Origin of the sequence: Sphingomonas hankyongi (genome assembly GCF_023516575.1) — a bacterium.
Classification (GTDB): Bacteria; Pseudomonadota; Alphaproteobacteria; order Sphingomonadales; family Sphingomonadaceae; genus Sphingomicrobium; species Sphingomicrobium hankyongi.
On the sequence record NZ_JAMGBE010000004.1, the window covers coordinates 129,809 to 153,906 of the forward strand.

The window sequence follows — 24,098 nt, forward strand, 5'->3', positions numbered from 1 at the left end:
CACCGGGGAGCGGATGAATCAACCCTCGCGATAAACGTTGAAGCCCGCCCAGCTTTGAGTAACCGGCATCAGCTCTATCGCGTTGATGTTGAGATGCGGAGGGAGATTGGCCAGCCACCAAAAGAGGTCGGCAAGATCTTCCGCGGTCATCGGATCCATGCCCGCATAAAGCTTGTCCGACGCGTCCTTGTCCCCTCCGGTGCGCACGACCGTGAATTCCGTTTCCGCCATGCCGGGTTCGATCGAGGTGACTCGAACGCCCGTTCCGGCCAGGTCGCAGCGCAGGTCGAGAGAGAATTGGCGCACGAAGGCCTTGGTGCCGGCGTAGACCGCGCCGCCCTTGTAGGGATAGGTCGCGGCGACCGAGGACAGGTTGATGATGTGGCCTTTCCGCTCGACCAATTTGGGCAGCAGCGCGCGTGTCAGCGCGACCAGCCCGGTCACATTGGTTTCGATGACCTGCTCGACGCGATCCCAGTCGGTCTCGGGCAGAGGATCTGTCGGCGGCGCCAGCCCCGCATTGTTGAGCAGCAGGTCGATATCGCCCCATGGCGAGTCGAGCTTTGAAAGGCTTTCGACCGCCTTGCGATCGCGCATGTCGACCTCGAGCGGAAGAAAGGCCCCGCCGAGGTCGTCCTGAAGCGCGCGCAGGCGTTCCGCGCGCCGGCCCGTGCCGATGACCTTCCAGCCACCGTCGGCGAACTTGCGCGCGGCGGCCTCGCCAAATCCAGCGGTTGCCCCGGTGATCAATATCGTCTTGCTCATGAAATATGCTCTAGCTCGCGCCGCGCCGCTGCCAAGGCCGCCGGATCGATTCCGATTTCCTCGGCCACGGCCACGAGATCCGGCTCATGTGCTTCGAGGAACGCGATCAGCGCGCCCAGCAGCTGGGGCTCGCCCGCCCTGCGCCTGAGTTCATCCGTCCCAATTCCGGTCAGGTCCAGGAACCGGCGGGCCCGACGTTCGTCGCAAAGCGTTGCCGCAAGCGCGGCAAGGGCAATCGTCAGCGGGTCATTTGGCGTCTGAGCGGTCACGCCCTAGGATCGCGCGATGAAAGTGGGGAAAGCGACTTGGCCAAGATACTGATCGTCGAGGACAATGCGCTCAACATCAAGCTGTTCTGCGACCTGCTTGCCGCGCACGGGCATGAACCGGAGGCCGTGACGGACAGCCGCAACGCGCTGGATGTCGCGCGCAGCTTTTCCCCCGATCTCGTGATTACCGACATCCAGCTGCCGCACGTCAGCGGACTGGAGCTCATCCGGATGATTCGGGCCGACGAAAATCTCGCGGAAGTGCCCATCATGGCCGTCACTGCCTATTCCGCGCGTGGGGATGAGGAGCGCATCCGTGGAGCCGGAGCGCAGGCTTATGTCTCGAAGCCGATCTCGGTTGCGAAATTCGCTCAGACGGTCGACGAGTTGCTCGGCCCGGCCAAAGGGGCGGAACAGCAAGCGGCAGTGTGGGCCAATGAGTCGGAGGACGGTCCTGGGCCGTCCGAACCGGGCGGCGAGGAGGTTTAGAAGTGCTCCTGCGAGGCAGGAGCCCAGTCCTTCTTTTGGCTGGATCCCGGATCAAGTCCGGGATGGCGAACGGAGCGTAACCGCTCAGTTCGTCACTTGATTTTGGCTTCCTTGAACTCGACGTGCTTGCGCGCGACCGGATCGTACTTGCGGAAGCTCAGCTTCTCGGTCTGCGTGCGCGGGTTCTTCTTGGTGACGTAGAAGAAGCCGGTGTCAGCGCTGCTGACGAGCTTGATCTTGACGGTTGCCGGCTTGGCCATCGCTAAAACCTCGAACTGTAGAAAAAAGAAAAGCGGCTTCACGCCGCCCCAAAGTCGCGGGCTCCTTGGCTCAACGGGGCGATTCTGTCAACCGACACAGAGCTCGCACGAAGTCGTAACGGCCCCTTAACTAAAATCCCGGACACTGTTTCTCAAGGAGAAGCAGCATGGCAACCGACGCGCTGGATATGGTCCGAGCCCAGGTCGGTTTGCGTGTCGCCGAAATCCGCAGTGCCGGCACCCGCCTTTCACCACTCGATCTTTACGCGCGGATGGATGCGATCCGCCAGCTGGCAGCCGAGCACGGCCTTGCGGCCCTGGAGAGCCTGGCGCGGCGCTCGGCGCAATTCGCGCTGCTTCCGGGCCATCGTGTCGCGATGCAGTCCTGCCTCGAACATGTGGAGGAAGCCCTCGACAGCCGTTCGTCGGCGGACGGCACGATAATCCTCGCTGCGCTCGCGGTCCGTCTCCACTAACGTTTCGGCACCGTAGCGGGGTTCGCGCATTGTGATGCGCGATGCGCGCATTTTCCCAGCTCCTCGATGACCTGACCTACACCCGGTCCCGCAACACCAAGCTCAAGCTGATTGGCGACTATCTGAAGGACACGCCGGACCCGGACCGCGGCTTCGGCCTGGCCGCGTTGACCGGCACGCTGGATATTCCTGCCGTGAAAGGCGCGGCGGTGCGGGCGATCGCCGAACAGCGCGTCGATCCGGTGCTTCTCTACATGAGCCGCGATTACGTCGGCGACATGGCCGAGACCGTATCGCTGCTATGGCCCAAGCCAGGGACCGAGCCGCCTGAGGTCGATGATGCGACGATTTCAATATCGGATGCGATCGCGAGGTTGCGGTCGACATCCCGGCTCGACGCTCCGCAAACCCTCGCCTCCATGCTCGACCATCTCGATGCGTCCGGCCGCTTCGCACTGTTGAAGCTGGCCACCGGCGAGCTTCGGGTCGGCGTCAATGCGCGGCTTGCAAAGCAGGCGCTCGCAGACGCGTTCGGCCTCGATGTCGATGCCGTTGAGGAGGTCTGGCACGGCTTGCGGCCGCCGTTCGACGAGCTGTTCGCCTGGGCCGAAGGCCGCGCGGATCAGCCCGCCGTTCGCGACTTGCCTGTCTTCCGGCCATTCATGCTCGCGCACGCGCTCGAGGAGACCAAAGTCTCGCTCGACGATTATGCCGCCGAGTGGAAGTGGGACGGCATTCGCGTGCAGCTCGTCCACGCGGGCGGGCAGACGCGCCTGTTCAGTCGCACTGGCGACGACATTTCGGGCAGCTTTCCGGACCTCGCCGAAGCGTTCAGCACCCCCGGGGTGCTCGACGGAGAATTGCTGGTGCGCGGCTCCGACCAGGGCGTCGAAGACGTTCACGGCGGGGCCGCGGCCAGCTTCAACGCGCTGCAGCAGCGGCTCGGCCGCAAGAATGTCAGCCAGAAGATGCTGGCCGCATACCCTGCCTTCGTGCGTCTCTACGACATATTGTTCGACGCAGGAGAGGACCTGCGGGACCTGCCGTGGAGTGAGCGCCGCGGACGGCTCGAGCTACTTGCAGCGCGACTGGATCCCGAGCGGTTCGACATTTCCCAGCTGATCGCCGCAAGCAGCTTCGACGAACTGGAGCAGCTGCGCGCCAACGCACGCGACGTCTCGATCGAAGGCATGATGCTGAAGCGTCGCGACAGCCCCTATGTCGGCGGGCGCCGGGCCGGGCTCTGGTACAAATGGAAGCGAGATCCCCTGACCGCCGACTGCATCCTGATGTACGCGCAGCGCGGCTCGGGTAAGCGATCCAGCTATTACAGCGACTATACTTTCGGCTGCTGGGCAGATGGCGGAGAGTTGCTGCCCGTCGGAAAGGCCTATTTCGGCTTCACCGACGAAGAGCTTCGCTGGATCGACCGTTGGGTCCGCGGCCATACCGTCCAGCGGTTCGGCCCTGTCCGCGAGGTTGAGAAGAGCCTCGTCCTCGAAGTCGCTTTTGATTCCATCCATAAGAGCACGCGGCACAAATCGGGCCTGGCAATGCGCTTTCCGCGCATCAGCCGTATCCGCACCGACAAACCCGCGGCGGAAGCCGACAGGGTCGAGACTTTGCAAGCGATGGTGACTTGAAGGCTTTCGCAAGCGCGCTAGCCTGCGCCCCAGAGGGGACTATCAATGATGAGACGCTTACTTGCCGGCGCGCTGGCGGCGGCAATCGCACCGACGGCACATGCCGAGACCTATGCGATACAGGCCGGTCGGCTGATCGTGGACGCGGCCCGGCCGGCGCGCGAAAATTCCACAATCATCGTCGAGAACGGCCGCATCGCGCGGATCGAAGACGGGTTCACGGCTCCGGCGGGCGCTACGGTCGTCGATCAGCGCACCCGCACCGTGATGCCCGGTCTAATCGATGTGCATGTCCACCTGACGCAGACGTCGGGCACGCCTTGGTACGCTTATTACACGCAGAAATATTCCAACGCTTATTCGACGACGCTGGGGCTGACCCACGCGCTCGAGATGGCGCGCGCCGGCTTTACGACCGTCCGCGATTTGGGCGGCAATACCGCGTCGGTCATTGCCGTCAGGGACGCCGTGGCCGAAGGCCGGTTCCCGGGCCCAAGGATCAAGGTCTCAGGCGACCCGCTTTCGATCATTGGGGGCCATGCCGATCCGGCCACCGCGCTTCCGCCGGAATTGGCCGCGGCCGTCAGCGACGCGCACCTCAGCTCAGCCGTTTGCACGGGCGTCGAGCAATGCCAGGAGGTCGTTCGAAAGCTCGCCGCTGCCGGCGTGGACGTCATCAAGATCATGGCGACGGGCGGGGTGCTCGACCCCGGCGCGCTCGGGCTGGAGCAGCATTTCACGAATGAGGAAATGAAGGCGATCGTCGACATGGCGCATGCCATGCACTTGAAGGTCGCAGCGCATGCCCACGGCGCCGGAGGCATACTCGCGGCGACCAACGCGGGCGTGGACTCGATCGAGCATGGGACCTTTCTCGATGCAGCCGGAGCGCAGGCGATGAAGGCGCACGGCACATATTACTCCGCGACGCTCATGGCCTTCACCGGTGTGCAGTCCATCATGGGAACTGGAAAACTCACGCCGGAGATGGAAGCCAAGGCCCGGCTGACGTTCGACGTTTGGGGCAAGGGCCTGAACCTCGCTTACCGTAGCGGAGTGAAGATCGCGCTCGGCACCGATTCGGCAGTTGCGCCGCACAAGGACGCCGCCAAGGAACTTGGGCTCATGGTCAGCAAGGGAGGGATGACGCCGCGCGACGCGCTGATCGCCGCGACCAAAAGCGGCGCGGACCTGCTGAATATCTCGAATGAGACGGGGACGCTGGAAGTCGGCAAGTCGGCGGACCTCATCGCCGTCGACGGCGATCCGCTCGCCGATCCTTCCGCGGTAACCCATCTGGGTTACGTGATGGTCGGAGGCAGGCCCATACCCCTTCAATAAGCAAACGCCCGCCCGAACCTGGGTCCGGACGGGCGCCTTCGCCCCCTGAAGGGCTGATCCTAGCTGATCGTCTGCAGGTTCACCGCGGCATATTTGCCGCGACGGTCGACCTCCAGCTCGAATTCGAGTCGGTCGCCTTCGTTGAGCGTCGGGATGCCCGCCCGCTCGACGGCCGAAATGTGAACGAACGCGTCGGGCTGCCCGTCATCGCGCTGGATGAAGCCAAAGCCTTTCATCGCGTTGAAGAACTTGACCGTTCCGCTCGCCTTCTCGCCAGTAAGCTGGCGCTGCGGACCACCGGCGCCACCGGCGCCGCCGCCGCCGCCACTGCGCTCCACGGGCATCGGATCGCCTTCGATCCGAAGGTTGGTTGCCGAGATGCGTCCGCCGCGATCGACGAGCGTGAACTCGAGCGGCTGACCGTCGGCGAGGTCCGTCAGGCCGGCCTGTTCGACCGCAGAGATATGGACGAAGACGTCTTCGCCACCGTCATCACGGACGATGAAGCCGAAACCCTTTTGCGGGTTGAAGAACTTTACCGTGCCTTTGCCTTCGCCGACGACCTGTGGAGGCATGCCGCCGCCACCGCCGCCACGAAAGCCGCCGCCGCCACCGCCGCGGAAGCCGCCACCGCCGCCGCCGCCGCCGCCGCCGCGGTCGCCGAAACCACCGCCGCCGCCGAAGCCACCGCGATCACCGAATCCGCCACGTCCGCCGCCGCCGCCGCCGCCGAAGCCGCCGCGTTCCTGGAACCCAAAATCTCCGCCGAAATTCTCTTCGCCGAAACTTTCGCGCTTATCGCGACCGCGACCGCCGCGATCCCCCTTGCGCCCTCTATCAAAACCCATGAATTATCCGAACTCTAACCTGCCCCGTTGAACATCGAACCAACGCGCTCGGGCAAAAGGGCGCAACCGGTCGGCGCGATTCTGACTCACGCACGGTTCACGTGCTTACAGGAAAAATCCTGCGTTCTCTAGTGATTCGAGTCCCTCGGGGGGCTGGCATGGCGGGCGCCTGCCGGACTAAAGCGGCGTAGCAGCGATTGAGGAGCGAGAATGACCGTCCATCTCCATCAGGAGGACCTGCCCGCCGACGTGCGGTTTGCCGACGGTCCGATAGCCGTGGATACCGAGGCAATGGGGCTTATCCCGGGCCGCGACCGGCTTTGCCTCGTCCAGCTGTCAGACGGCAAAGGCCACGAGCATTTGGTCCGCTTTCGCAATGGGAGCGATTATTCCGCGCCGAACCTGAAGGCGCTGCTCGGCGATCCCAGCCGGCTCAAGCTTTACCACTTCGCGCGTTTCGACGTCGGCATCATGCAGGCCTATCTCGGAATCATGGCCGCGCCGCTTTATTGCACCCGAACCGCGTCGCGGCTGGTGCGGACCTACACTGATCGTCACGGCCTCAAGGACCTGGTCAAGGAGCTGCTGGGCGTCGACCTGTCGAAGCAGCAGCAAACGAGCGACTGGGGAGCGCCGGAGCTTACGGACGCGCAGCGGGAATATGCCGCGAGCGACGTGCGCTACCTCCATGCGCTCAAGGCGCAGCTGGACGAACGTCTCGCGCGGGAAGGCCGTACCGAACTCGCCCAGGCTTGTTTCGACTTCCTGCCCGCCCGCGCCTTGCTCGATATCGCCGGATGGCCCGACCAGGACATCTTTGCCCATGACGGATAGTCATGTCTGAAGCGGCCACCCGCGGACGCATCGTCCGCCAGCGCTGGGCAGTGCCCGGAAGCGCCCACGACAAGCTCGTGCGCTGGTCGAAGGTCGTGCTGCCGATGGCCGTCGGGGTGCTCGTCGCGATCCTCGCGGTCGCACCGCTCGGCAAGAACGGGGACGTGAGCTTCATCCTCGACAAGAAGAAGGTCGAGAATGCCCCGGAGCGCATGCGTGTCGAGGCAGCGCGTTATGTGGGCGCGGACAACAAGGGCCAGAAGTTCCAGATTACCGCCAACAGCGCCATCCAGCGGAGCTCGGACATCCCGATCGTCGACTTGCGCGGCATGTTGGCGCGGCTCGCAATGACGCAGGGCCCGCTTGTCATCGCGGCGAACCAGGGCCGCTACAATCTCGACACGCAGCAGATCGGAATCAACGGACCGGTGCGCGTCGTCGGTGGCGATGGCTACCGGCTCGCGACGCGGGACGTCCACGTCGATCTGAAGGATCGCAGGCTCCAGAGCCAGGGACCGGTTGCCGGAGAAATGCGCCTTGGCGAGTTCCAGGCGAGCCAGCTGAAAGCCGATCTCGATTCAAGAACCGTCGTGCTCGATGGCCGCGCTCGCTTGAAAATCGTGCAAGGCGCGGTCAGATGAGACAAATGAGGGGCATTGGCATTCTTCTTGCTATGGCGGGCGTGCCCGCCGCAATCGCGGTTGGCCTTTCCGCAACGGCTGCTCTTGCTCAATCGCGCGAGCCGATCTCGGCGCTCAAGGGGCACAATAGCGACGCCCCCGTCGACGTCACAGCCGATCGCATCGAGGTGCAGGACCGCGCCGACCGTGCGCTGTTCACCGGCAACGTCCATGTCACGCAGGCCGAGCTCACGATGGACACAGCGCGGCTAACCGTCGCCTATTCGAGCAACGGGGGCGTGCAGATTCGCCGGCTCGACGCCGCCGGCGGAGTCGTCGTGCGCAGCCCGTCGGAGACGGCGCGCGGGGAGTTCGGCATCTACGACCTGGACCGGAAGCTCATCACCCTGATCGGCAACGTCCAGCTCGACCGCGAACAGAATCGCGTGAGCGGCTCGCGCCTCGTGATCGACCTCGATTCCGGCCGCGCGGTGATCGACGGCGGGCCCGCCGGGGTGAACCAGAGCGGCGGCCGAGTGACGGGCCACTTCACGGTGCCGCAGAAACGCGGCGACTGATGAACGAAGCCGCGGCCTTGGTGCGGCCTGCAAGCGAGGCGGAGCGAGTGGGCGTCGGCCTCGAGGTGCGTTCCATCGCGAAAGCTTACGACCGCCGCGCTGTCCTTCACGACGTCTCCCTGGAGGTTCATCGCGGCGAGGTCGTGGGCCTGCTCGGGCCCAATGGCGCTGGCAAGACGACCTGCTTCTATTCGGTGATGGGGCTCGTGCGCCCGGACAGCGGCCGCATCTTTCTCGATTCGCAGGACATCACCGACCTGCCGATGTACCGCCGCGCGATCCTCGGTCTCGGATATTTGCCCCAGGAGACGTCCATCTTTCGCGGCCTCACGGTCGAGCAGAACATCCGCGCGGTTCTTGAGGTGGCGGAGCCGGACACAGGCGCACGCCGCGAGCGCCTGGAACAATTGCTCGAAGAGTTCGGGATCGAAGGCTTGCGCGATGCACCGGCAATGGCCCTCTCCGGTGGCGAGCGCCGCCGTTGCGAGATCGCGCGGGCGCTGGCTGCGGATCCGTCGATCATGCTGCTCGACGAGCCGTTTGCGGGCATCGACCCGATCTCGATCTCCGACATCCGTGAATTGGTCCGCGAGCTGAAGGGCCGCGGAATAGGCGTGCTCATCACCGATCATAATGTTCGCGAGACGCTCGACATCGTCGACCGGGCTTGCATCATCTACGACGGCCAGGTGCTGTTCGCAGGTACTCCCGAAGCGTTGGTTGCGGACCAGGAGGTCCGGCGGCTTTACCTCGGCGAGAGCTTCGCGTTGTAGCGCGGGAGCAGTCCCGTGGGACTCGGCCCATCCTTAAGCATCCGCCAGTCGCAAGCGCTGGTTCTGACCCCCCAGCTCGCGCAGGCCATCAAACTGCTGCAGCTGAGCAATCTCGAGCTCGAAGCCTATATCGCGGAGCAATTGTCGAAGAACCCGCTCCTCGATAGCCCGGCTGGCGAAGACCAGCCGGAAGGGGGAGACGCAGGGACGGCGGACTTCGCCGACGACGACGGCGACGACGCGCCCGATGACCCGGGCGCAGACGATCTGATCCTGGCGAAAGCCGAGGACGACCGACCCCTGGACGTCGACTGGACCGCTGAGGCGCTGGAAACCGACAGCTTCTCCGACGTTGTTACCTCCGGGGGTGGCGAAGAGGCGTTCGACTTCGACCGCTTGGAATATTCCGCGGCGTCGCTCGCGGAGCATCTCATCGACCAGCTGCACGGCGCCTCGGGACCGGTAGGGGATCTCGCACGGATTCTTGCCGAGATGCTCGATGAGACAGGCTATCTGACGGTGCCGCTGCCCGACATAGCCGAAGCGAGCGGTGCTCCAATTACCGTTGTCGAGCAGGCTTTGGCGCTGGTTCAGGATCTCGAGCCGGCCGGCGTCGGCGCACGCTCGCTCGCCGAATGCCTCGCTCTCCAGGCGAAGGCCGCCGATCGCTACGATCCCGCGATGGCCAGGCTGATCGACAATCTCGATTTGCTATCGAAAGGCCGCACCTCGGACCTGAAGCGTATTTGCGGTGTCGACGACGAAGACCTCGCCGACATGATTCGCGAGCTTCGCGCTTATGACCCGAAACCCGGCTGCCGCTTTTCCCGCTCGGGTGCAGAGGATGTCACTCCGGATGTGTTCGTCCGCAAGGCCAGCGGCGGCTATGCCGTCGAACTCAATCAGGCAACGCTGCCGCGGGTTCTGGTCAACCGCCGCTACTATCAGGAGCTGCGTTCGGGACCTCAGGACAAATCCTCAAAGGCGTGGCTAAGCGAGTGCCTCGCCAGCGCCAACTGGTTGGTGAAGGCACTGGACCAACGCGCGCGGACGATCGTGAAAGTCGTTTCCGAGATCGTGAAAAGGCAGCAAGGCTTTTTCGACCGCGGGGTCGCGGCGATGAAGCCGATGACTTTGCGGGAGGTCGCGGAAGCCATCGAAATGCACGAATCGACCGTGAGCCGCGTGACGTCGAACAAATATCTGCTGTGCGATCGCGGACTGTTCGAGCTGAAATATTTCTTCGGCTCCGGCGTAGCCTCAGCCGAGGGCGATGGCGCTGCGGCGGAGGCCGTGAAGGCGGGGATTCGGGAAATAATCGACGCCGAGGCGGAGATATTGAGCGACGATGCCATCGCCGCCTTGCTCAAGCAGCGCGGCTTCGACGTGGCGAGGCGCACGGTCGTCAAATATCGAGAGGCGATGGGAATCGGTTCGTCGATCCAGCGACGCCGGCTCCGGAAGATAGCCGGTTAAGCGCTCAGCCTCGCCCAGATCGGCAAATGATCGGATGCGCGCCGCGCGGCGGCGCTCATGTGGACCCCCGCCGCCTCGATGTTCAGGTCCTTGTCGACGATGATCCGGTCCAGCGCCGCCACGGGATGACGCGCGTGGAAGCTTGGCCCGGTAGGAGCCACGTGGAAGTCGGGCTCGACCTCGTTCAGGCAGCCTGACGCCTCGCGCCACTCATTCGTGTCGCCCATAAGGACCGTGGGCATCTTCTGGGGCCTGGCGGAGACGGCGCGAAGGATGGCCTGCATCTGGCGGCGGCGCCACAGTCCGGACAGATCCAAATGCATGCCGACCACGCGGATCGGGCGATCCCCGATCAGCAGTTCGGCGAGGACCGCGCCGCGAGGCTCCAGCGTCGGGAGCTCCAGGGCAGCACAATCGATCACCCCGACATGCTGCTTCACCAGAATGGCGTTGCCGTGCCAGCCGATGTTGCGCGTATTCACCTTGAGCAGGCGATCCGCATGTTTGCGCGCCTTGTCGAAGACCCTCTTGTGGCGCACCCCGAGATGAACCGGCTTGTACATGCCATGGCTATCGATGAGCTCGTGAGGAACGGCCGATCCTCGGCCGCCGAACCTTTTATCGGCTTCCTGCAAAGCAATGATGTCGGCGTCGATCTCATGCAGCACATCGAGCACGCGATGCGGGTCACGGCGACGGTCGAGACCGATCGCCTTGCGCATGTTGTAGCTGGCCACGGTGATGCAGGGGGACACGCTCACGTCTGCGCCAATAGCCGTAGCTTACATATGGTTCCTAGACGTCCAGGTTCGCGACGCTGAGCGCATTGTCCTGGATGAACTCGCGGCGAGGTTCGACGACGTCGCCCATCAGCCGCGTGAAGATCTCGTCCGCGACGTCGGCCTGCGCGACTTCGACCCGCAGCAGCGAGCGATTGGCCGGGTCGAGCGTGGTCTCCCAAAGCTGGTCCGGATTCATCTCGCCAAGACCTTTGTAGCGCTGGATGCTGAGGCCCTTGCGGCCAGCGGCAAGCACGGCGTCGAGCAGCTCGGACGGCCGCGTGACCTGAACCGGCTTGCCCTTCGTGTCCGCTTCGACGGCTTCGGTCTCCGCCTCTGCCTCGCCCTCGTTCTCAGTCGCTGGCGCCTGCTCCTGAACCGTCGGCGCGCCCTTCTTCAGGGTACGCAAGATCGCGGGCTTGGCGTAATCCGCGCCCTGCTCGGCCGCGAGCGCATGGAGCTTGCGCGCTTCAGCAGAGACGAGGAAGCTCTCTTCGATGACGTAGGCATCGGTTACCCCGCGCCACAGCCGGCGCAGGAGGTAGCCGCCTTCCGCGGCCAGCTCACCCGACCAGGTCGCTTCCTGGTCGGCAGCGTTGAGCCAATCGGCGACCTTGGCGATCGCTTTCGCCTTCCCGTCCTTGTCGAGGTTCGGCTTGAGGGCGCCATTCACCGCGAGGGCTTCCACCAGCGCCGAATCATATTTCCGCGGCGCGTAGCGCAAAAGGGTGCGCATGCGGCGCGCGTGATCGACAAGCGCCTTCAAATCATTGCCGGAACGCTGACCGCCAGGCCCGTCGAGAACGAGCCCATCGAGGCCTGCCTCCTCCAGATAATCGTCGAGCGCGGCATCGTCCTTGAGATAGACCTCGGACCGTCCGCGGCTGACCTTGTAGAGCGGCGGCTGGGCGATGAAGAGGTGCCCGGCCTCGATCAGGTCGGGCATCTGCCGATAGAAGAACGTCAGCAGCAGGGTCCGGATGTGCGCGCCGTCGACGTCGGCGTCGGTCATCAGGACGATCTTGTGATAGCGAAGCTTCTCGAGATTGAACTCTTCCCGCCCGATGCCGGTGCCGAGCGCCTGGATCATCGTCCCGATTTCCTTGGACGACAGCATTCGGTCGAAGCGCGCCCGCTCGACGTTCAGGATCTTGCCCTTGAGCGGCAGGATCGCCTGATATTTGCTGTCGCGCCCCTGCTTCGCGGAGCCGCCGGCGCTGTCACCTTCGACCAGGAACAGTTCCGACTTGGCCGGATCACGCTCCTGGCAATCGTGCAGCTTGCCGGGAAGCGATGCGATGCCCATCGCGGATTTGCGGCTGGCTTCGCGCGCCTTGCGGGCGGCCTCGCGCGCAGCCGCCGCATCGATGATCTTCTGGACGATCGCACGCGCGTTGGCCGGATTTTCCTCCAGCCATTCGCTCATCTTGTCGGCCATCAGGCTTTCAAGCGGCTGGCGCACCTCGGAGCTCACCAATTTGTCCTTGGTTTGCGAGCCGAACTTGGGGTCCGGAAGCTTGACCGAAACGATTGCGGTCAGTCCCTCGCGCATGTCCTCGCCGGTCAGGCTGACCTTCTCCCTCTTCATCAATCCCGAGCGATCGGCGTAGCCGTTGAGGGTTCGCGTCAGCGCCGCTCGGAATGCGGCGAGGTGCGTACCGCCGTCACGCTGCGGGATGTTGTTGGTGAAGCAGAGCACGTTCTCGTAGTAGGAATCGTTCCATTCGAGGGCGACGTCGATGCCGATCCCGTCGCGCACGGCCGAAATGGCGATCGGCTCCGGGAATAAAGGCGTCTTCGCGCGGTCGAGATATTTTACGAAGGCTCCGATGCCGCCTTCATAGTAAAGCTCATGCTCGACCCGTTCGTCATGACGGGCATCGACGAGGACGAGCCGCACTCCTGAGTTGAGGAAAGCAAGCTCTCGGTAGCGATGCTCGAGGCGCTCGAAATCGAACTCCGTGATCTTGAAGGTGTCAGGACTGGGAAGGAAGGTCACGCGCGTTCCCTTCTTGCCCTCCGGCGCCTTGCCGACGACCTTCAGCGGCGCTTCGGCATCGCCATGGCGGAAGCGCATGAAATGCTCCTGGCCGTCGCGCCAGATGGTAAGGTCGAGCCATTCGGACAGCGCGTTGACGACGCTGACGCCCACCCCGTGCAAGCCGCCTGAGACCTTGTAGGCATTATCCTCCGACGTGTTCTCGAACTTACCGCCAGCGTGCAGCTGGGTCATGATGACCTCGGCCGCCGAGACACCCTCTTCCTTGTGAATGTCGGTCGGGATTCCACGCCCATTGTCCTCGACGCTAACCGAGCCGTCGGGATTGAGCTGGATCAGGATCCGGTCGCAATGGCCGGCCAAGGCCTCGTCGATCGCATTGTCGCTGACTTCGAAGACCATGTGGTGGAGGCCGGAGCCGTCATCGGTGTCGCCGATGTACATTCCGGGCCGCTTGCGCACCGCATCGAGGCCCTTCAGGACCTTGATGCTCTCCGCGTCATAGCTGTTGGTGTTGCCGTTGTTTTCGGGGTCGGTTGCCATAGTCCAGATATAGGGATTTCCGCCCCGATGTCACGCGCGCGCGGGCGTGTGCGTGCGGGCGCGCACACGCGTGGGAATGAATGAAAACGGGGCTCCTTCCACTTCCTCCACTTTGTGACCTTCAAGAAAGCCGGCGAGCCCGTGACGAGTGGTGCAAATAGGATTGGGCCGAAGGGGAAGTTGACCAAGTTGACCGTGCCGCACGCACCGGCGCGAGGCAGCATGCGCCTTCATGGTTGCTTGCGAAGACGGATCGGAAGCGGAGCAGCGCGCCATCGCCGAGCGTGAAGCACAAGAAGGCCGCTGTAGGACAGCGTTTTCCATCGCCGCTAATGTCTGCTTTGGGTGGAAATCAGACATTCCGGCAGCCTAGTCCAACTGTCGTTAGCGGCCCTACTTACTTTTTTTGTGCGGCATGTGTGGCGTTGCCAAGGCACGACGAAGATCATCTTGGAAGCGCCGTGCTTCGAGCTTCATTTGGTCGTAGGTGGATTGGTTTCGGTAATGGTCCATCCGCCTACAGCGGTTCACTTGCCGCGCAGTTCCTTCGACTGTTTCCTCGCACCTATCGGCTTATACTCAGGTCACGAAGCTCATGGGCCGTACTGCTTGACGTTTTGCCTAATCATTCGATCAACATCGGCTTCGTTCTCAGCCGCCTGATCCTTCTTCAGCCGCGCTTCCTGAATGAGCCGCTGGTTACGGTCATCTGGGGTCTCCAGTCGTCGATGCTTTTGCATTGCCGCCTCCACAGCCATCGAACGTTTCGCAGCCATAATAGTCGCATCAGTCGCGCGGCTCTTAACCCAGAGCGTCAGCTTTGGGTCGATAGCTGCCATAAGCGATCGCGCCCGCAAATGGCGGACGCTGATCAGCTTGCCGATTGGAGCGTTTAGCCCTGCGCTCGGCGCGGGCCGCCCGGGCGTCCGCGACGGCCGTGGAACTTGCGCTTGGGCTGGCCGCCATCGGGGCGGAAGTTGCCACGCGCTTCGTTCGCGCCAGCCGGACGCGGGCCGGCATCGGCTTCGCGATAGGCTTCGGGACGGTAGGACGAACGGGCGCCCTCTTTGCGCTGATCGTCGCGGCGCTGGCCGTTGCGATCCTGCGCGCCCGAGCGATGGGCCGCATGGCCATCGGCCCGATGCGGATGCCGCTGACGGTCGTTGCGCTGTTCGCGGCGCTGACCGTCCGCGCGGCGATCCGACTTTGTCGCAGGGCGATGACCGCGCTGAGAGCGCTCCTCCTGCTTCGGCGCGGGCTTGAGGCGCTTCAACGCTTCGGCGGCCTGGACGAACCCTTCGGGCAGCGGTGCGACTTCGATCTTCTGACGGGTTAGTCGCTCGATGTCGCGCAGCAGGCCGCGCTCATCATGGGCACAGAAAGCGATCGCCTTGCCTTCCGCGCCGGCGCGCGCGGTGCGACCGATGCGGTGGACATATTGCTCCGCAACCTCGGGCAGGTCGTAGTTAATGACGTGGCTGACGCCCGGAATGTCGATCCCGCGTGCCGCGATGTCGGTGGCAATGAGCACGGGCACCCGGGCTGACCTGAAGTCGGCGATGGCGCGCTCGCGCTGCGCCTGGCTCTTGTTGCCATGGATCGCGTTGGAGGCGATCCCCGCTGCCTCGAGCATGCGAACGATCTTGTCGGCGCCATGCTTGGTCCGGCTGAAGACCAAAGTCCGCTCCGTTTTCTCGGCCTGAAGGAACATGGTCAGGAGCGCGGTCTTCTCCGGCTGATTCACGAGCACGACCTTCTGATCGACGCGGTCCGCGGTCTTGGCGACGGGCGTCACCGCGACCTCGGCAGGATTGCTGAGATAACGATCCGCAAGCTCCTTGATCGCCTTCGGCATTGTCGCCGAGAAGAACAGGGTCTGGCGCTTGGGCGGGACCAGGCTGACGATACGCTTCAGCGCATGGATGAAGCCGAGGTCGAGCATCTGGTCGGCCTCGTCGAGGACGAGGATTTCGAGCTCGCGCAACGACAGCGCGCGCTGGTCGATGAGGTCGAGAAGGCGGCCAGGGGTCGCGACGAGCACGTCGAGGCCGCGCGCGACGGTGCGAACGCTCTTCGAATTCGGCACGCCGCCGAAAATGACGCCGACGGACAGGCGCATGAAGCGGCCATAGGCCTGCGCGCTGGCCGCGATCTGGGCCGCGAGCTCGCGGGTCGGTGCAAGCACCAGCATCCGCACGTGGCCCGGCTTGGGGAAAGTTTTGGCCGCGGCAAGGCGGTCGAGCGACGGCAGCATGAACGCCGCGGTCTTGCCGGTGCCGGTCTGGGCGATGCCGAGGAGGTCGCGGCCGGTCAGGACGGCGGGAATGGCTTCGCGCTGGATCGGCGTCGCCTGCGAATAATCCTTCGCGGCGAGCGCATCGAGCAGGGGCTTCGAAAGCCCCAGAGAGATGAATGACATTAAAGAATTCCAATATGAACGGCCGCGCCGAAGCGCGGTCGGAGGGGGTCAAAAAGCGCCCCGCGTGAATTGGGAAGCAAGATCGGTCGAGGCGCGGGCCGGGTCCTCGAACTGTCGAGACCGTTCACGCCGCTTGTTGGAAAGCGCCTCGTGTTGCAGTGCAATATAGAGAGAAAGTCCGAAAAGTCTAGGCCGGGTGGACCGAGCCGCTCTCGACGTGGAAGCGGGACGCCTGGCCGATCCCGGCGAAGAGTCCCGCTTCGGTCGCTGTCATCCATACCTGCCCGCGCCCTTCGAGCCGGGTGAAAAGGGCGGCGCGGCGTCCGGGATCGAGGTGGGCGGCCACCTCGTCGAGGAGCAGGATCGGCGGCTCGCCGCGACGTTCGGCCACCAGCTCCGCATGCGCAAGCATGATGCCGAGCAGCAATGCTTTCTGCTCGCCCGTCGACGATCGTGCAGCGGGCATGTCCTTGGCGCGGTGCGTCACGAGCAGGTCCTGGCGATGCGGGCCAACTGTGGCGCGGCCGGCCGCCGCGTCGCGGGAGCGGCTGCTCCGCAAGGCCGCGACGAGATCGTCGCCATTCCAGCCCTCGAGCGCCAGCGAAGCCCGCGCGAATTCATCGTCCGGGCCAGTATCGAGGTGCGTATCGAGCGCGGCCACGGTCCGCGCGCGGGCCGAGCCGATGGCGCTGCCGTGCTCGGCCATCTGCTGTTCGAGGGCGGCGAGCCATGCGGGATCCCCCGGAGCCTCGTCCGCCAGTAGCTTGCTTCGTGCGCGCATGGCCGCTTCGTAGCGCGCGCTGTGGTGCGCGTGGCTCGGCTCAAGCGCGAGGACGAGCCGGTCGAAGAAACGGCGGCGGTCGCCGGGACTGGCGCTGAACAGCCGGTCCATCGCGGGCGTGAGCCAGAGGACCGACAGCCACTCGCTGAGGGAATTGACCGCTGCCGGCGCGCCGTTGATCCGGACTTGCCGGCGCTCCGGGGCCGCGGCCAGCGCCCCCGTCCCGATCTCGCTTTCACCGATCCGCGACGCGACGGCGAACCCTCCGCCGCCGCCGATCCTTGCCATTTCGCCCATGGACGCCCCGCGCAAGCCCCGACCCGGGCTCAGCAGCGAGACAGCCTCGAGCAGATTGGTCTTGCCCGCGCCATTGTCGCCGGAAAGCAGGACGAAGCCGGGCCCGGGCTCGATCAGCGCCGAGGCGTAGGAGCGGAAGTCGGTAAGGGCGAGACGGGCGACCGGCATCCAGCCGACCGTAGCAGTTCAGTCCGGCGCTTAAACCCGCATCGGCATGAGGACGTAGAGCGCGTTCGACTTGTCGTTTTCGCGCAGGAGCGTCGGCGCGGCGGCATCCGCGAGATGCACTTCGACCGTATCGCCGTCGATCTCACCCAGGATGTCGAGCAAATAGCGCGCGTTGAACCCGATCTCGAGCCCGTCGGAACCATAATCCGCCGGGAGTTCCTCGGTCGCGATGCCGTTCTCGGGAGAGGTGACGGAGAGCGTAACCTTGTCGCGGTCGAGGCTGATCTTGACCGCGCGCGTCTTTTCGCTGGCGATCGTCGATACGCGATCGACGCCGGCCGAGAAGCTTTTGGGATCGAGCTTCAGGAGCTTGTCGTTCGCGGTCGGGATCACGCGATTGTAGTCCGGGAAGGTGCCGTCGATCAGCTTGCTCGTCAGGATCGCGCTGCCCAGTCCGAAGCGGATCTTGGTAGGCGACAGGGAAATCTCGACCGTCCCCTCGAGCTCCTCGAGCAGCCGGTACAGCTCGGCGACGGCTTTGCGTGGCACGATCACGTCCGGCATGCCGTCGGCTCCGTCGGGCCGGGCGACGGTGATGCGGGCGAGGCGGTGCCCATCGGTGGCCGCTGCGCGCAACTGGTCGTCGACGATGTGGAAGAATATCCCCATCAGATAATAGCGCGTCTCCTCGCTCGAGATTGCGAAGCGCGTCTTCTCGATGATCTGGCGAAGGGTTGCGGCGGGAAGCTCGAAGCGCGTCGGGAGATCGCCTTCGGCGATGACCGGGAAGTCGTCCCGCGGCAGGGTCGACAGGTTGAACCTGGACCGACCGGCGAGGACCTGCATCTTGCCCTCGGCGGCGGCGATCTCGACCTGGCTGCCCTCCGGCAGCTTGCGCACGATGTCGAACAACGTGTGCGCCGAGACGGTCGTCGCCCCCGGCTGCGCGACATTGGCGGGGACGCTCTCATCCACCTGGAGATCGAGGTCCGTCGCCATCAGGCGGATCGAACCGTCCTCGCGCGCCTCGATCAGAACGTTCGACAAGATCGGAATGGTGTTGCGGCGCTCCACGACCGATTGGACGTGGCCGAGGCTCTTGAGGAGTGTCGCCCGCTCAATCGTCGCTTTCATCTTCTAAAGCCCCATCTTCCGCACGCGTTACGCTCGTTATAGCGAGCCTTACCGCATGCGGAAGTGGGTTGATGAAAGCCTTTTTTAGCCGGCCTTCTCGCCCTTCACAGGCGCTTTGCTCTCCTTGGACGGCATCAGCACCCCGTCGATCTGGTGCACCACGCCGTTGCTGAACTGCTCGTCGGCCTGGGTGATCGTCGCCTTGTGGCCCGCGGCGTCGGTCAGGACGGTCTTGCCGGCCTCCTTGGTCGCGGTCACGACACCGCCGCCCATCGTGGCGAGCGGCGCTTTCCCCTTGCCCGCGTCGATCGCCTTGTCGATGTCCGCGGCAAGAACGGTGCCGGGAAGGATCAGGTTGGTGAGGATGCCAGTCAGCTGAGCCCTGTTCTCAGGCTTGGCGTCGAAGGTGCCCGCCGGAGCAGCGGAGAAGGCCTGGTCGCTCGGGACCAGCACCGTGTAAGGTCCGGCACCAGCAAGAGTCTGATCGAGCCCGGCAGCTTTCGCCGCCGCCATGAACTGACCGTTCCCCGCGAGACCCTGAGCGATCGTCTTGTCGCCTGCAGCCTTCTTGGCTTCCGGCGTCTGCGCGTTGGGGGCGGCGCTGTTGCCGCCATTGTCCTTGTTGCATGCCCCTACGGCGAGAGCTGCGGCCGCGAGGCCGAGCGCGAGTACACGGGTCTTCATGCCCTACGAACTCCTTATTGTTATAGGTACGGAACGGCCCGGCAACGCATGCCGGGCCGTTCTTGTTCAATTTATCAGACGATCCGTGATCAGGTCAGGATCGAGGCCACGATCGCCGTGACGAGCTGCGTCGTCGGGTCGACCTGGTAGATGTAGCCATTGTTGTAACGGTACCAGGCGTTCGGCGTGTCGTAGTAGGTGCTCCTGTACGCCATGGGCACGTTGTACATGTTGTACCCCATCGGGAGCGGCTGACCGACCGCGAAGCCCGGCGTTAGCAGGGCGGCGACCGAGCTGATCATGCTGGTCGACGGGTCGACCTGGTAGATGGCGCCGGGCGCGTACCAGTAATTATAGTCCGGCGTGTTGTAGTACATGTCGCGGTACTGAGACGGCACGTTGTAATAGTTGTACGACACCGGAAGCATCTGTCCGACGCCATAGCCGCCCGCGTAAAGCGGGATCACGTCCTGTACGAGGCCCGTGGCGCAATCCACCTGATAGACGGTGCCGTTGGCGTAGCGATTGCACAGGTTGTTGTAGCCGTAGCCATATCCCGGATCGTAGCCGTACCCGCCGCCGTAGCCGTAGCTGGACGGATAGAAGCTGTTGAACCCGTAATAATTGGGCACGTAGCTGTTCATGTAGGAAGTCGGCAGATACTGCCCCGGCATGAAGCCGCCCGCGAGGAGCGGAAGCACCCAGTTGATCAGGTTGTCGCTGCGATCGACGCGGTACACGTACCCGCCGCCGTAACGATAATAGTAATCGTTTGTGTCGGGATAGAGGTACGAAATGGTCGACGGCATCGCCAGCAGCGGCGTGTAGGCCGAGACCGTATTCACCGGCTCACCGATGAACGTACGGACGCGAACCGGCTCGACGAACTGCGTCGCGATGCGATTGTCGAGTGCCGCGAGGCGGGTGGCCGCGAGGGCCTGCCTCGTCGCGCGGCGATCGTCGATGCGCGCCCAACGCTGGGCGACCGTATTGTCGCGAAGGATTGCCTGGGGGTCTGCACGACGCTCGTCGCGCAATTCCTGACGATTGATCTGCATCGCCTGGCGATCGATCCGTCCCTGCGTTCGAAGCGCTTGATTGTCGCGGACGCGTTCGCGATCCGCCATGCGCACCTGCTGCCGCTCCACGCGGTTCTGACGAACGTCCTGATTGCCGCCGGCGAGCCGGTTTGCGCGCTCCGCCCGCTGGCGTTCCACGCGCTGGTTCTCGGCGCGCGCTACGCGCTGACGCTCGATGTTCGCGGTCCGGTCGACTCGCGCGTGGCGCTCCTGACGCTCGACGCGCTGAGTCTGCTCCGCACGCGCCATGCGCTGCGGCCGTTCGACCCGCTGAGTCCGCTCGGCGCGAACCTGGCGTTGCTGACGTTCCACACGCGGCGCGCGTTCGACGCTTGCCTGGCGCTGCACACGCTCGGTGCGCTGAGCACGCTCCGCACGTTGCGGGCGCTCTGCCCTCTGACTCTGGCCGCCCTGACCGCCATGCTCGCGGTCTGGCTTTGCACTGGCCGGGGCTGAAATCGCCAGCGCGGCAACGCCGGCGGCGAGGATCACCCTATTGAACACGTTATGTCTCCTTTCGAACGGCTAGAACGGTCCGCTAAGCGCACCGTTCCAACCACTAAACGGATGGATCGTGCACCTTAGCGCACTAGGGTGAACCTGAAATGTCCTTGTCGTTCAGATAGTTGGCTGAATTATTCGTCGACCCAGTCAGCCCTCAGGCGGCGCGCGGCGAAAAGCATCAGAACAGCCGCGAGCAGGTAGAAGCCCACCACGCTGACCGCCGCATAGCGCAACGACTCGATCCCGAACTGCTCCGTGAACGCCACCGACAGCGCGCCGATCAGCGTGGGGCCGACGCCGAGACCGATCAGATTGTTGATCAGCAGGAAGCTGGCCGACGCGGTAGAGCGCAACGGTTGCGGAACGAGATGCTGGACCGCAGTGGTGACTGGGCCCAGCCACAGGATGTTGAGCGCATTCGGGATCAGCAGCAACGGCCAGGCGGCCCATGGGTCGGTCGAAAGCAGGCCGAGCGCAAAGGTCGGCGCGGTAATGAGCCAGGCGATCGCAGGCAGCCACGCATACCAGCGGCGGTCGGACTGACCCAGTCGGTCCGCAAGCCAGCCGCCGGCGAAGACGCCGGCAGTGCCGCCGATCAGGAAGATGGACGCCAGGAACTGACCGCGCTCGATCAGGCCGAAGCCGAAGCTGCGCTCGAGCACCGATGGCGTCCACAAAGCCAGGCCGTATCCGGCCAGTGAGCTGCACGACGCAGCAGCTGCCAACAGCCAGAATGTCGGCTTCCTCGCGATCATCGGAAAGGTGCGCCTGAGCGGCGTCGCCCCCGCGGGCGAGGGCCGGGGCAGGTCGCGGACGACGAGAAGCATCAGCGGCGCCAGGACCAGCCCGGCCACGCCCATGGTCATGAATGCGACGCGCCAGTTCACCCAGGCCGCGAGATAGGCGCCGATCAGCGTGCCGCCCGCGAGACCGAGCGGGATTCCGAGCGAGAAGATCGCCAGCGCACGCGCCCGGCGCTGCGGCGGGTAATAATCGGCAATCAGCGCATAGGAAGGCGCCACACCGCCTGCTTCGCCTACCCCGACACCGAGCCGGTAGATGAACATCTGTCCGAAGCTCGCCGCGGTTCCGCACAACGCCGTGAAAGCGCTCCATACCGCCAACGAGCCCGCGACGACCCTGCTCCGGCTCGTCCGGTCGGCAAGCAATGCGAGCGGGACACCGAGCACCGAGTAGAGCAAGGCGAAGGCGAGCCCGCCTATTGCACCGAACTCCGCATCGCTAAGGTGCAGGTCCTTGATGATGGGACCGGCGAGGATGCCGAGGATCTGGCGGTCGAGGAAATTGAAGATGTATGCGGCCAGGAGCAGCGCGAGCACGAGCCCACCGCGCGATTTTACCTCGTCTGCACTCAAGCAAGCCTCCCCAACAACGCAACCAGGCGGTCGACGTCCGCCGCGTCCTGATAGATTCCAAAGCCGATCCTCAGCACGTCGCCGCGGACGTCGGTCATGCAGTTCGCGGACTTGAGGTCGGCATACCAGCGCTGCGCATCGGGGCTGCGGAAAGCCAGGAATCGGGCGTGCGGACCTGATCCGCTCAAAGGATTGAGCAGCTCCGCGCGAGAAAGAGGCGTGCGATCGAGCGCCTCGACCAGCTGCCGCTGGAGTTGCTCGACGTGATGCGAGACCTCAGAAGTCAACAGGCCCTTCGCCTGAAGCATCCGCTGCACGGAGTTGAAGCGATAGAGCGCTGAGGGGTCGAAGGTTGCGCCAAGCAATCGGGTCGCATCCTTCGCATAGCCAACGCTGCCCGGAGGCAGGCTCAGGTCCTCGAACTCGGCGTACCAGCCGGTGACCGGCGGGCGCGGAGCGAACCCCGCGGGCGCGTGAAGGAAGGCGCATCCCTCACCTGCCATCGCATATTTATATCCGCCGCCCAGGTAGAAGGCGGTCGAGCTGGCCGAACCTCCGAAGGGCGCATCGATCGCCATGAAGGCGTGATAGCCGTCGACCACGACCCACGGCCCGCCCGGCCGGCCGAGCGTGGCCAATTCCTCAACCGCCCCAAAAATTCGGCCGCTGCCGAACAGGACATGACTTACGAATATCAGGTCATGGTCGCCGCTTCGCGCACGGGACGAATAGCGCTCGGTGAAGCTATCGAACGGCTCGGCCGAAATGCGCTCGACCTTGATCCAGCCTTCTTCTTCCCACCTGGCGAACTGTCGTCGCGCGCTGTGGAATTCGCCGTCCGTCGTCAGGACCCGCAATGGCCCTCCCTGCCTGCGCGGCGCCGCCGTCACGAGCCGGATCAGGAAATCGTGCGTGTTCGAGGAAAATACGACCGCGTCGGATTGGCCCGTGCCCAGCTCGCGCGAGACGTGGGCCTGGGCTTCGGGCCACACCTCGCCCATGACCTTGTCCCATTTGCGGTCGGCAAGGCGGGCGGCATCGTTCCACGCTTCCGTTTGGCCTTCGAAGCTCGCGTCGGGCCAAAGGTGATGGCTGTGCGCGGCGAAGTGCAGCCGGTCGGGATCAGCCGACAGGCTGCGCGAGAACAAATCCTTGAAGCTCAAAGATCGGTCCTCAGCGCCCAGAGCTCCGGGAAGACGCGCTTATCCAACGTGGCCCGCAGATAGGGCGCCCCGGCGGAGCCGCCCGTGCCGGGCTTGTTTCCGATGATCCGCTCCACCGTCAGAACATGCTTGTGGCGCCAGGCCGCGAGCGCATCGTCAATGTCGACGAGCTTTTCGGCCAGCCCGTAAAGATCGAACCAGCGCTCGGCGTCGCGATAGACCTGCAGCCAGGCCTGGGCCAATGCCGCGACCGAACGGTCGCCGAGATCGAATCCCGCGCGCTCGAGCGCATCCTGAGCGACATCCCTGAGGCTCGGCTCCGCCAGCGCGCCTTCCAGGCGCTGACGCTCGGCGCTCCCTTCCGGATAATGCTCGGTGAACTTCGGCTCCTTGAGGCCGAGGCGGAACTCGATCTCGCGGAACTGCGCCGACTGGAACCCGGACGAGGTTCCAAGCACGTCGCGGAACTTGAGGTAATCGACCGGAGTCAGCGTCGACAACACGTCCCAGGACAGGGTCATGACCGCCTGAATGCGGCTGATCCGGGCCATTGCTTTATAGGCTTCCGCAAACCGGTCCTGCTCGACGAGCCCGATCGCCAGCCGAAGCTCGTGAAGCATCTGCTTCATCCACAGCTCTTTGGTCTGGTGGATGACGATGAAGAGCATCTCGTCGTGGAGAGCCGACAGCGGCTGCTGCGCGCTCAGCAGCTGGTTGAGCTTCAGATAATCGGCATAGGACATGCCGGCGGGCGTCGCGGTCATGCTGGACCGCTTAGGCTAAACAGCCGCAGCGAGAAA

Annotated in this window: 23 protein-coding genes and 1 pseudogene; 9 read left to right on the forward strand and 15 right to left on the reverse strand. The window is 64.5% G+C overall.

The genetic code is table 11. From position 1 onward, the window contains the following. Positions 1–18: 18 nt before the first annotated feature. Together LZ538_RS12380 and LZ538_RS12385 are read right to left on the reverse strand one after the other, a co-directional pair. On the reverse strand, positions 19–765 hold the full coding sequence (locus LZ538_RS12380) for an SDR family NAD(P)-dependent oxidoreductase (protein WP_249832336.1): 747 nt from the start codon (positions 763–765) through the stop codon (positions 19–21). Beyond that, complete coding sequence (locus LZ538_RS12385; RefSeq protein ID WP_249832337.1) at positions 762–1,034, reverse strand: DUF3572 family protein; 273 nt, start codon at positions 1,032–1,034, stop codon at positions 762–764. The genes LZ538_RS12380 and LZ538_RS12385 overlap by 4 nt, the downstream gene beginning before the upstream one ends. Positions 1,035–1,079: 45 nt before the next feature. Between LZ538_RS12385 and LZ538_RS12390 the strand changes: the two are divergent. Then, a pseudogene (locus LZ538_RS12390) lies at positions 1,080–1,427 on the forward strand (response regulator); the annotation flags it as partial. 188 nt (positions 1,428–1,615) lie between these two features. Here the strand turns inward: LZ538_RS12390 and rpmG are convergent. Continuing rightward, the gene (gene rpmG / locus LZ538_RS12395; RefSeq protein WP_249832338.1) at positions 1,616–1,783 is read right to left on the reverse strand and encodes a 50S ribosomal protein L33; all 168 of its coding nucleotides are present in this window, start codon (positions 1,781–1,783) and stop codon (positions 1,616–1,618) included. Between the two features lie 167 nt (positions 1,784–1,950). Here rpmG and LZ538_RS12400 point away from each other — a divergent pair, with 167 nt between their 5' ends. The 3 genes from LZ538_RS12400 to LZ538_RS12410 are packed head-to-tail and all read left to right on the forward strand — an operon-like array spanning position 1,951 to position 5,243. Further along, positions 1,951–2,259 carry a hypothetical protein gene (locus LZ538_RS12400; RefSeq protein ID WP_249832339.1) on the forward strand — a complete coding sequence of 103 codons (309 nt, stop codon included), beginning with the start codon at positions 1,951–1,953 and terminating at the stop codon, positions 2,257–2,259. Between the two features lie 41 nt (positions 2,260–2,300). Beyond that, a complete protein-coding gene (locus LZ538_RS12405; RefSeq protein WP_249832340.1) occupies positions 2,301–3,902 on the forward strand; it encodes a cisplatin damage response ATP-dependent DNA ligase in 1,602 nt (533 codons plus the stop codon). Between the two features lie 45 nt (positions 3,903–3,947). Further along, positions 3,948–5,243, forward strand: a complete 1,296-nt coding sequence (locus LZ538_RS12410; protein WP_249832341.1) for a metal-dependent hydrolase family protein — start codon at positions 3,948–3,950, stop codon at positions 5,241–5,243. Between the two features lie 59 nt (positions 5,244–5,302). Here LZ538_RS12410 and LZ538_RS13320 read toward each other — a convergent pair whose 3' ends face one another. Then, the gene (locus tag LZ538_RS13320; RefSeq protein ID WP_283937824.1) at positions 5,303–6,091 is read right to left on the reverse strand and encodes a cold-shock protein; all 789 of its coding nucleotides are present in this window, start codon (positions 6,089–6,091) and stop codon (positions 5,303–5,305) included. Positions 6,092–6,301: 210 nt separating this feature from the next. Here LZ538_RS13320 and LZ538_RS12425 point away from each other — a divergent pair, with 210 nt between their 5' ends. Genes LZ538_RS12425 through rpoN form a run of 5 tightly spaced genes read left to right on the forward strand, consistent with a single transcriptional unit; the run spans position 6,302 to position 10,372 of the window. Then, positions 6,302–6,925 (forward strand): ribonuclease D, encoded by a 624-nt coding sequence (locus tag LZ538_RS12425; protein WP_249832342.1) that lies wholly within the window; start codon positions 6,302–6,304, stop codon positions 6,923–6,925. A gap of 2 nt (positions 6,926–6,927) precedes the next feature. Beyond that, complete coding sequence (lptC, locus tag LZ538_RS12430; RefSeq protein ID WP_249832343.1) at positions 6,928–7,566, forward strand: LPS export ABC transporter periplasmic protein LptC; 639 nt, start codon at positions 6,928–6,930, stop codon at positions 7,564–7,566. A 5-nt stretch (positions 7,567–7,571) separates the two neighbouring features. After that, positions 7,572–8,123 carry an LptA/OstA family protein gene (locus tag LZ538_RS12435; RefSeq protein ID WP_249832478.1) on the forward strand — a complete coding sequence of 184 codons (552 nt, stop codon included), beginning with the start codon at positions 7,572–7,574 and terminating at the stop codon, positions 8,121–8,123. Next, a complete protein-coding gene (lptB, locus tag LZ538_RS12440; RefSeq protein ID WP_249832344.1) occupies positions 8,123–8,896 on the forward strand; it encodes an LPS export ABC transporter ATP-binding protein in 774 nt (257 codons plus the stop codon). Before LZ538_RS12435 ends, lptB begins: the two co-directional genes overlap by 1 nt. 15 nt (positions 8,897–8,911) lie before the next feature. Continuing rightward, entirely contained in the window at positions 8,912–10,372 is a 1,461-nt protein-coding gene (gene rpoN / locus LZ538_RS12445) for an RNA polymerase factor sigma-54 (protein ID WP_249832345.1), read from the forward strand. Here rpoN and LZ538_RS12450 read toward each other — a convergent pair. From LZ538_RS12450 to LZ538_RS12500, 11 genes are all read right to left on the reverse strand, one after another. After that, complete coding sequence (locus LZ538_RS12450; protein ID WP_249832479.1) at positions 10,369–11,094, reverse strand: endonuclease/exonuclease/phosphatase family protein; 726 nt, start codon at positions 11,092–11,094, stop codon at positions 10,369–10,371. The two genes, rpoN and LZ538_RS12450, sit on opposite strands and share 4 nt — an antisense overlap. Before the next feature lie 73 nt (positions 11,095–11,167). Further along, positions 11,168–13,693: a DNA topoisomerase (ATP-hydrolyzing) subunit B gene (gene gyrB, locus LZ538_RS12455; protein ID WP_249832346.1), complete on the reverse strand. Its 2,526-nt coding sequence runs from the start codon at positions 13,691–13,693 to the stop codon at positions 11,168–11,170. Between the two features lie 593 nt (positions 13,694–14,286). Then, entirely contained in the window at positions 14,287–14,532 is a 246-nt protein-coding gene (locus LZ538_RS12460) for a hypothetical protein (protein ID WP_249832347.1), read from the reverse strand. 53 nt (positions 14,533–14,585) lie between these two features. Beyond that, complete coding sequence (locus LZ538_RS12465) at positions 14,586–16,112, reverse strand: DEAD/DEAH box helicase (protein ID WP_249832348.1); 1,527 nt, start codon at positions 16,110–16,112, stop codon at positions 14,586–14,588. A gap of 187 nt (positions 16,113–16,299) precedes the next feature. Continuing rightward, on the reverse strand, positions 16,300–17,358 hold the full coding sequence (recF, locus tag LZ538_RS12470; RefSeq protein WP_249832349.1) for a DNA replication/repair protein RecF: 1,059 nt from the start codon (positions 17,356–17,358) through the stop codon (positions 16,300–16,302). Between the two features lie 30 nt (positions 17,359–17,388). Beyond that, positions 17,389–18,492, reverse strand: a complete 1,104-nt coding sequence (dnaN, locus tag LZ538_RS12475) for a DNA polymerase III subunit beta (RefSeq protein ID WP_249832350.1) — start codon at positions 18,490–18,492, stop codon at positions 17,389–17,391. Between the two features lie 84 nt (positions 18,493–18,576). After that, entirely contained in the window at positions 18,577–19,176 is a 600-nt protein-coding gene (locus tag LZ538_RS12480; protein WP_249832351.1) for a fasciclin domain-containing protein, read from the reverse strand. An 89-nt stretch (positions 19,177–19,265) separates the two neighbouring features. Continuing rightward, the gene (locus LZ538_RS12485; RefSeq protein WP_249832352.1) at positions 19,266–20,759 is read right to left on the reverse strand and encodes a hypothetical protein; all 1,494 of its coding nucleotides are present in this window, start codon (positions 20,757–20,759) and stop codon (positions 19,266–19,268) included. A gap of 131 nt (positions 20,760–20,890) precedes the next feature. Continuing rightward, a complete protein-coding gene (locus LZ538_RS12490) occupies positions 20,891–22,135 on the reverse strand; it encodes a spinster family MFS transporter (protein ID WP_249832353.1) in 1,245 nt (414 codons plus the stop codon). After that, the gene (locus tag LZ538_RS12495; protein ID WP_249832354.1) at positions 22,132–23,298 is read right to left on the reverse strand and encodes a class V aminotransferase; all 1,167 of its coding nucleotides are present in this window, start codon (positions 23,296–23,298) and stop codon (positions 22,132–22,134) included. The genes LZ538_RS12490 and LZ538_RS12495 overlap by 4 nt, the downstream gene beginning before the upstream one ends. Then, positions 23,295–24,062 (reverse strand): tryptophan 2,3-dioxygenase, encoded by a 768-nt coding sequence (locus LZ538_RS12500; protein ID WP_249832355.1) that lies wholly within the window; start codon positions 24,060–24,062, stop codon positions 23,295–23,297. The genes LZ538_RS12495 and LZ538_RS12500 overlap by 4 nt, the downstream gene beginning before the upstream one ends. Between the last annotated feature and the right edge of the window lie 36 nt (positions 24,063–24,098).

Coding starts and splice junctions, on each gene's coding strand:
- LZ538_RS12380 (WP_249832336.1), bottom strand. CDS start 765: ATGAGCAAGACGATATTGATCACCGGGGCAACCGCTGGATTTGGCGAG.
- rpmG (WP_249832338.1), bottom strand. CDS start 1,783: ATGGCCAAGCCGGCAACCGTCAAGATCAAGCTCGTCAGCAGCGCTGAC.
- LZ538_RS12400 (WP_249832339.1), top strand. CDS start 1,951: ATGGCAACCGACGCGCTGGATATGGTCCGAGCCCAGGTCGGTTTGCGT.
- LZ538_RS12405 (WP_249832340.1), top strand. CDS start 2,301: ATGCGCGCATTTTCCCAGCTCCTCGATGACCTGACCTACACCCGGTCC.
- LZ538_RS12410 (WP_249832341.1), top strand. CDS start 3,948: ATGATGAGACGCTTACTTGCCGGCGCGCTGGCGGCGGCAATCGCACCG.
- LZ538_RS13320 (WP_283937824.1), bottom strand. CDS start 6,091: ATGGGTTTTGATAGAGGGCGCAAGGGGGATCGCGGCGGTCGCGGTCGC.
- LZ538_RS12425 (WP_249832342.1), top strand. CDS start 6,302: ATGACCGTCCATCTCCATCAGGAGGACCTGCCCGCCGACGTGCGGTTT.
- lptC (WP_249832343.1), top strand. CDS start 6,928: ATGTCTGAAGCGGCCACCCGCGGACGCATCGTCCGCCAGCGCTGGGCA.
- LZ538_RS12435 (WP_249832478.1), top strand. CDS start 7,572: ATGAGGGGCATTGGCATTCTTCTTGCTATGGCGGGCGTGCCCGCCGCA.
- lptB (WP_249832344.1), top strand. CDS start 8,123: ATGAACGAAGCCGCGGCCTTGGTGCGGCCTGCAAGCGAGGCGGAGCGA.
- LZ538_RS12450 (WP_249832479.1), bottom strand. CDS start 11,094: ATGCGCAAGGCGATCGGTCTCGACCGTCGCCGTGACCCGCATCGCGTG.
- gyrB (WP_249832346.1), bottom strand. CDS start 13,693: ATGGCAACCGACCCCGAAAACAACGGCAACACCAACAGCTATGACGCG.
- LZ538_RS12460 (WP_249832347.1), bottom strand. CDS start 14,532: ATGGCAGCTATCGACCCAAAGCTGACGCTCTGGGTTAAGAGCCGCGCG.
- LZ538_RS12465 (WP_249832348.1), bottom strand. CDS start 16,112: ATGTCATTCATCTCTCTGGGGCTTTCGAAGCCCCTGCTCGATGCGCTC.
- recF (WP_249832349.1), bottom strand. CDS start 17,358: ATGCCGGTCGCCCGTCTCGCCCTTACCGACTTCCGCTCCTACGCCTCG.
- dnaN (WP_249832350.1), bottom strand. CDS start 18,492: ATGAAAGCGACGATTGAGCGGGCGACACTCCTCAAGAGCCTCGGCCAC.
- LZ538_RS12480 (WP_249832351.1), bottom strand. CDS start 19,176: ATGAAGACCCGTGTACTCGCGCTCGGCCTCGCGGCCGCAGCTCTCGCC.
- LZ538_RS12500 (WP_249832355.1), bottom strand. CDS start 24,062: ATGACCGCGACGCCCGCCGGCATGTCCTATGCCGATTATCTGAAGCTC.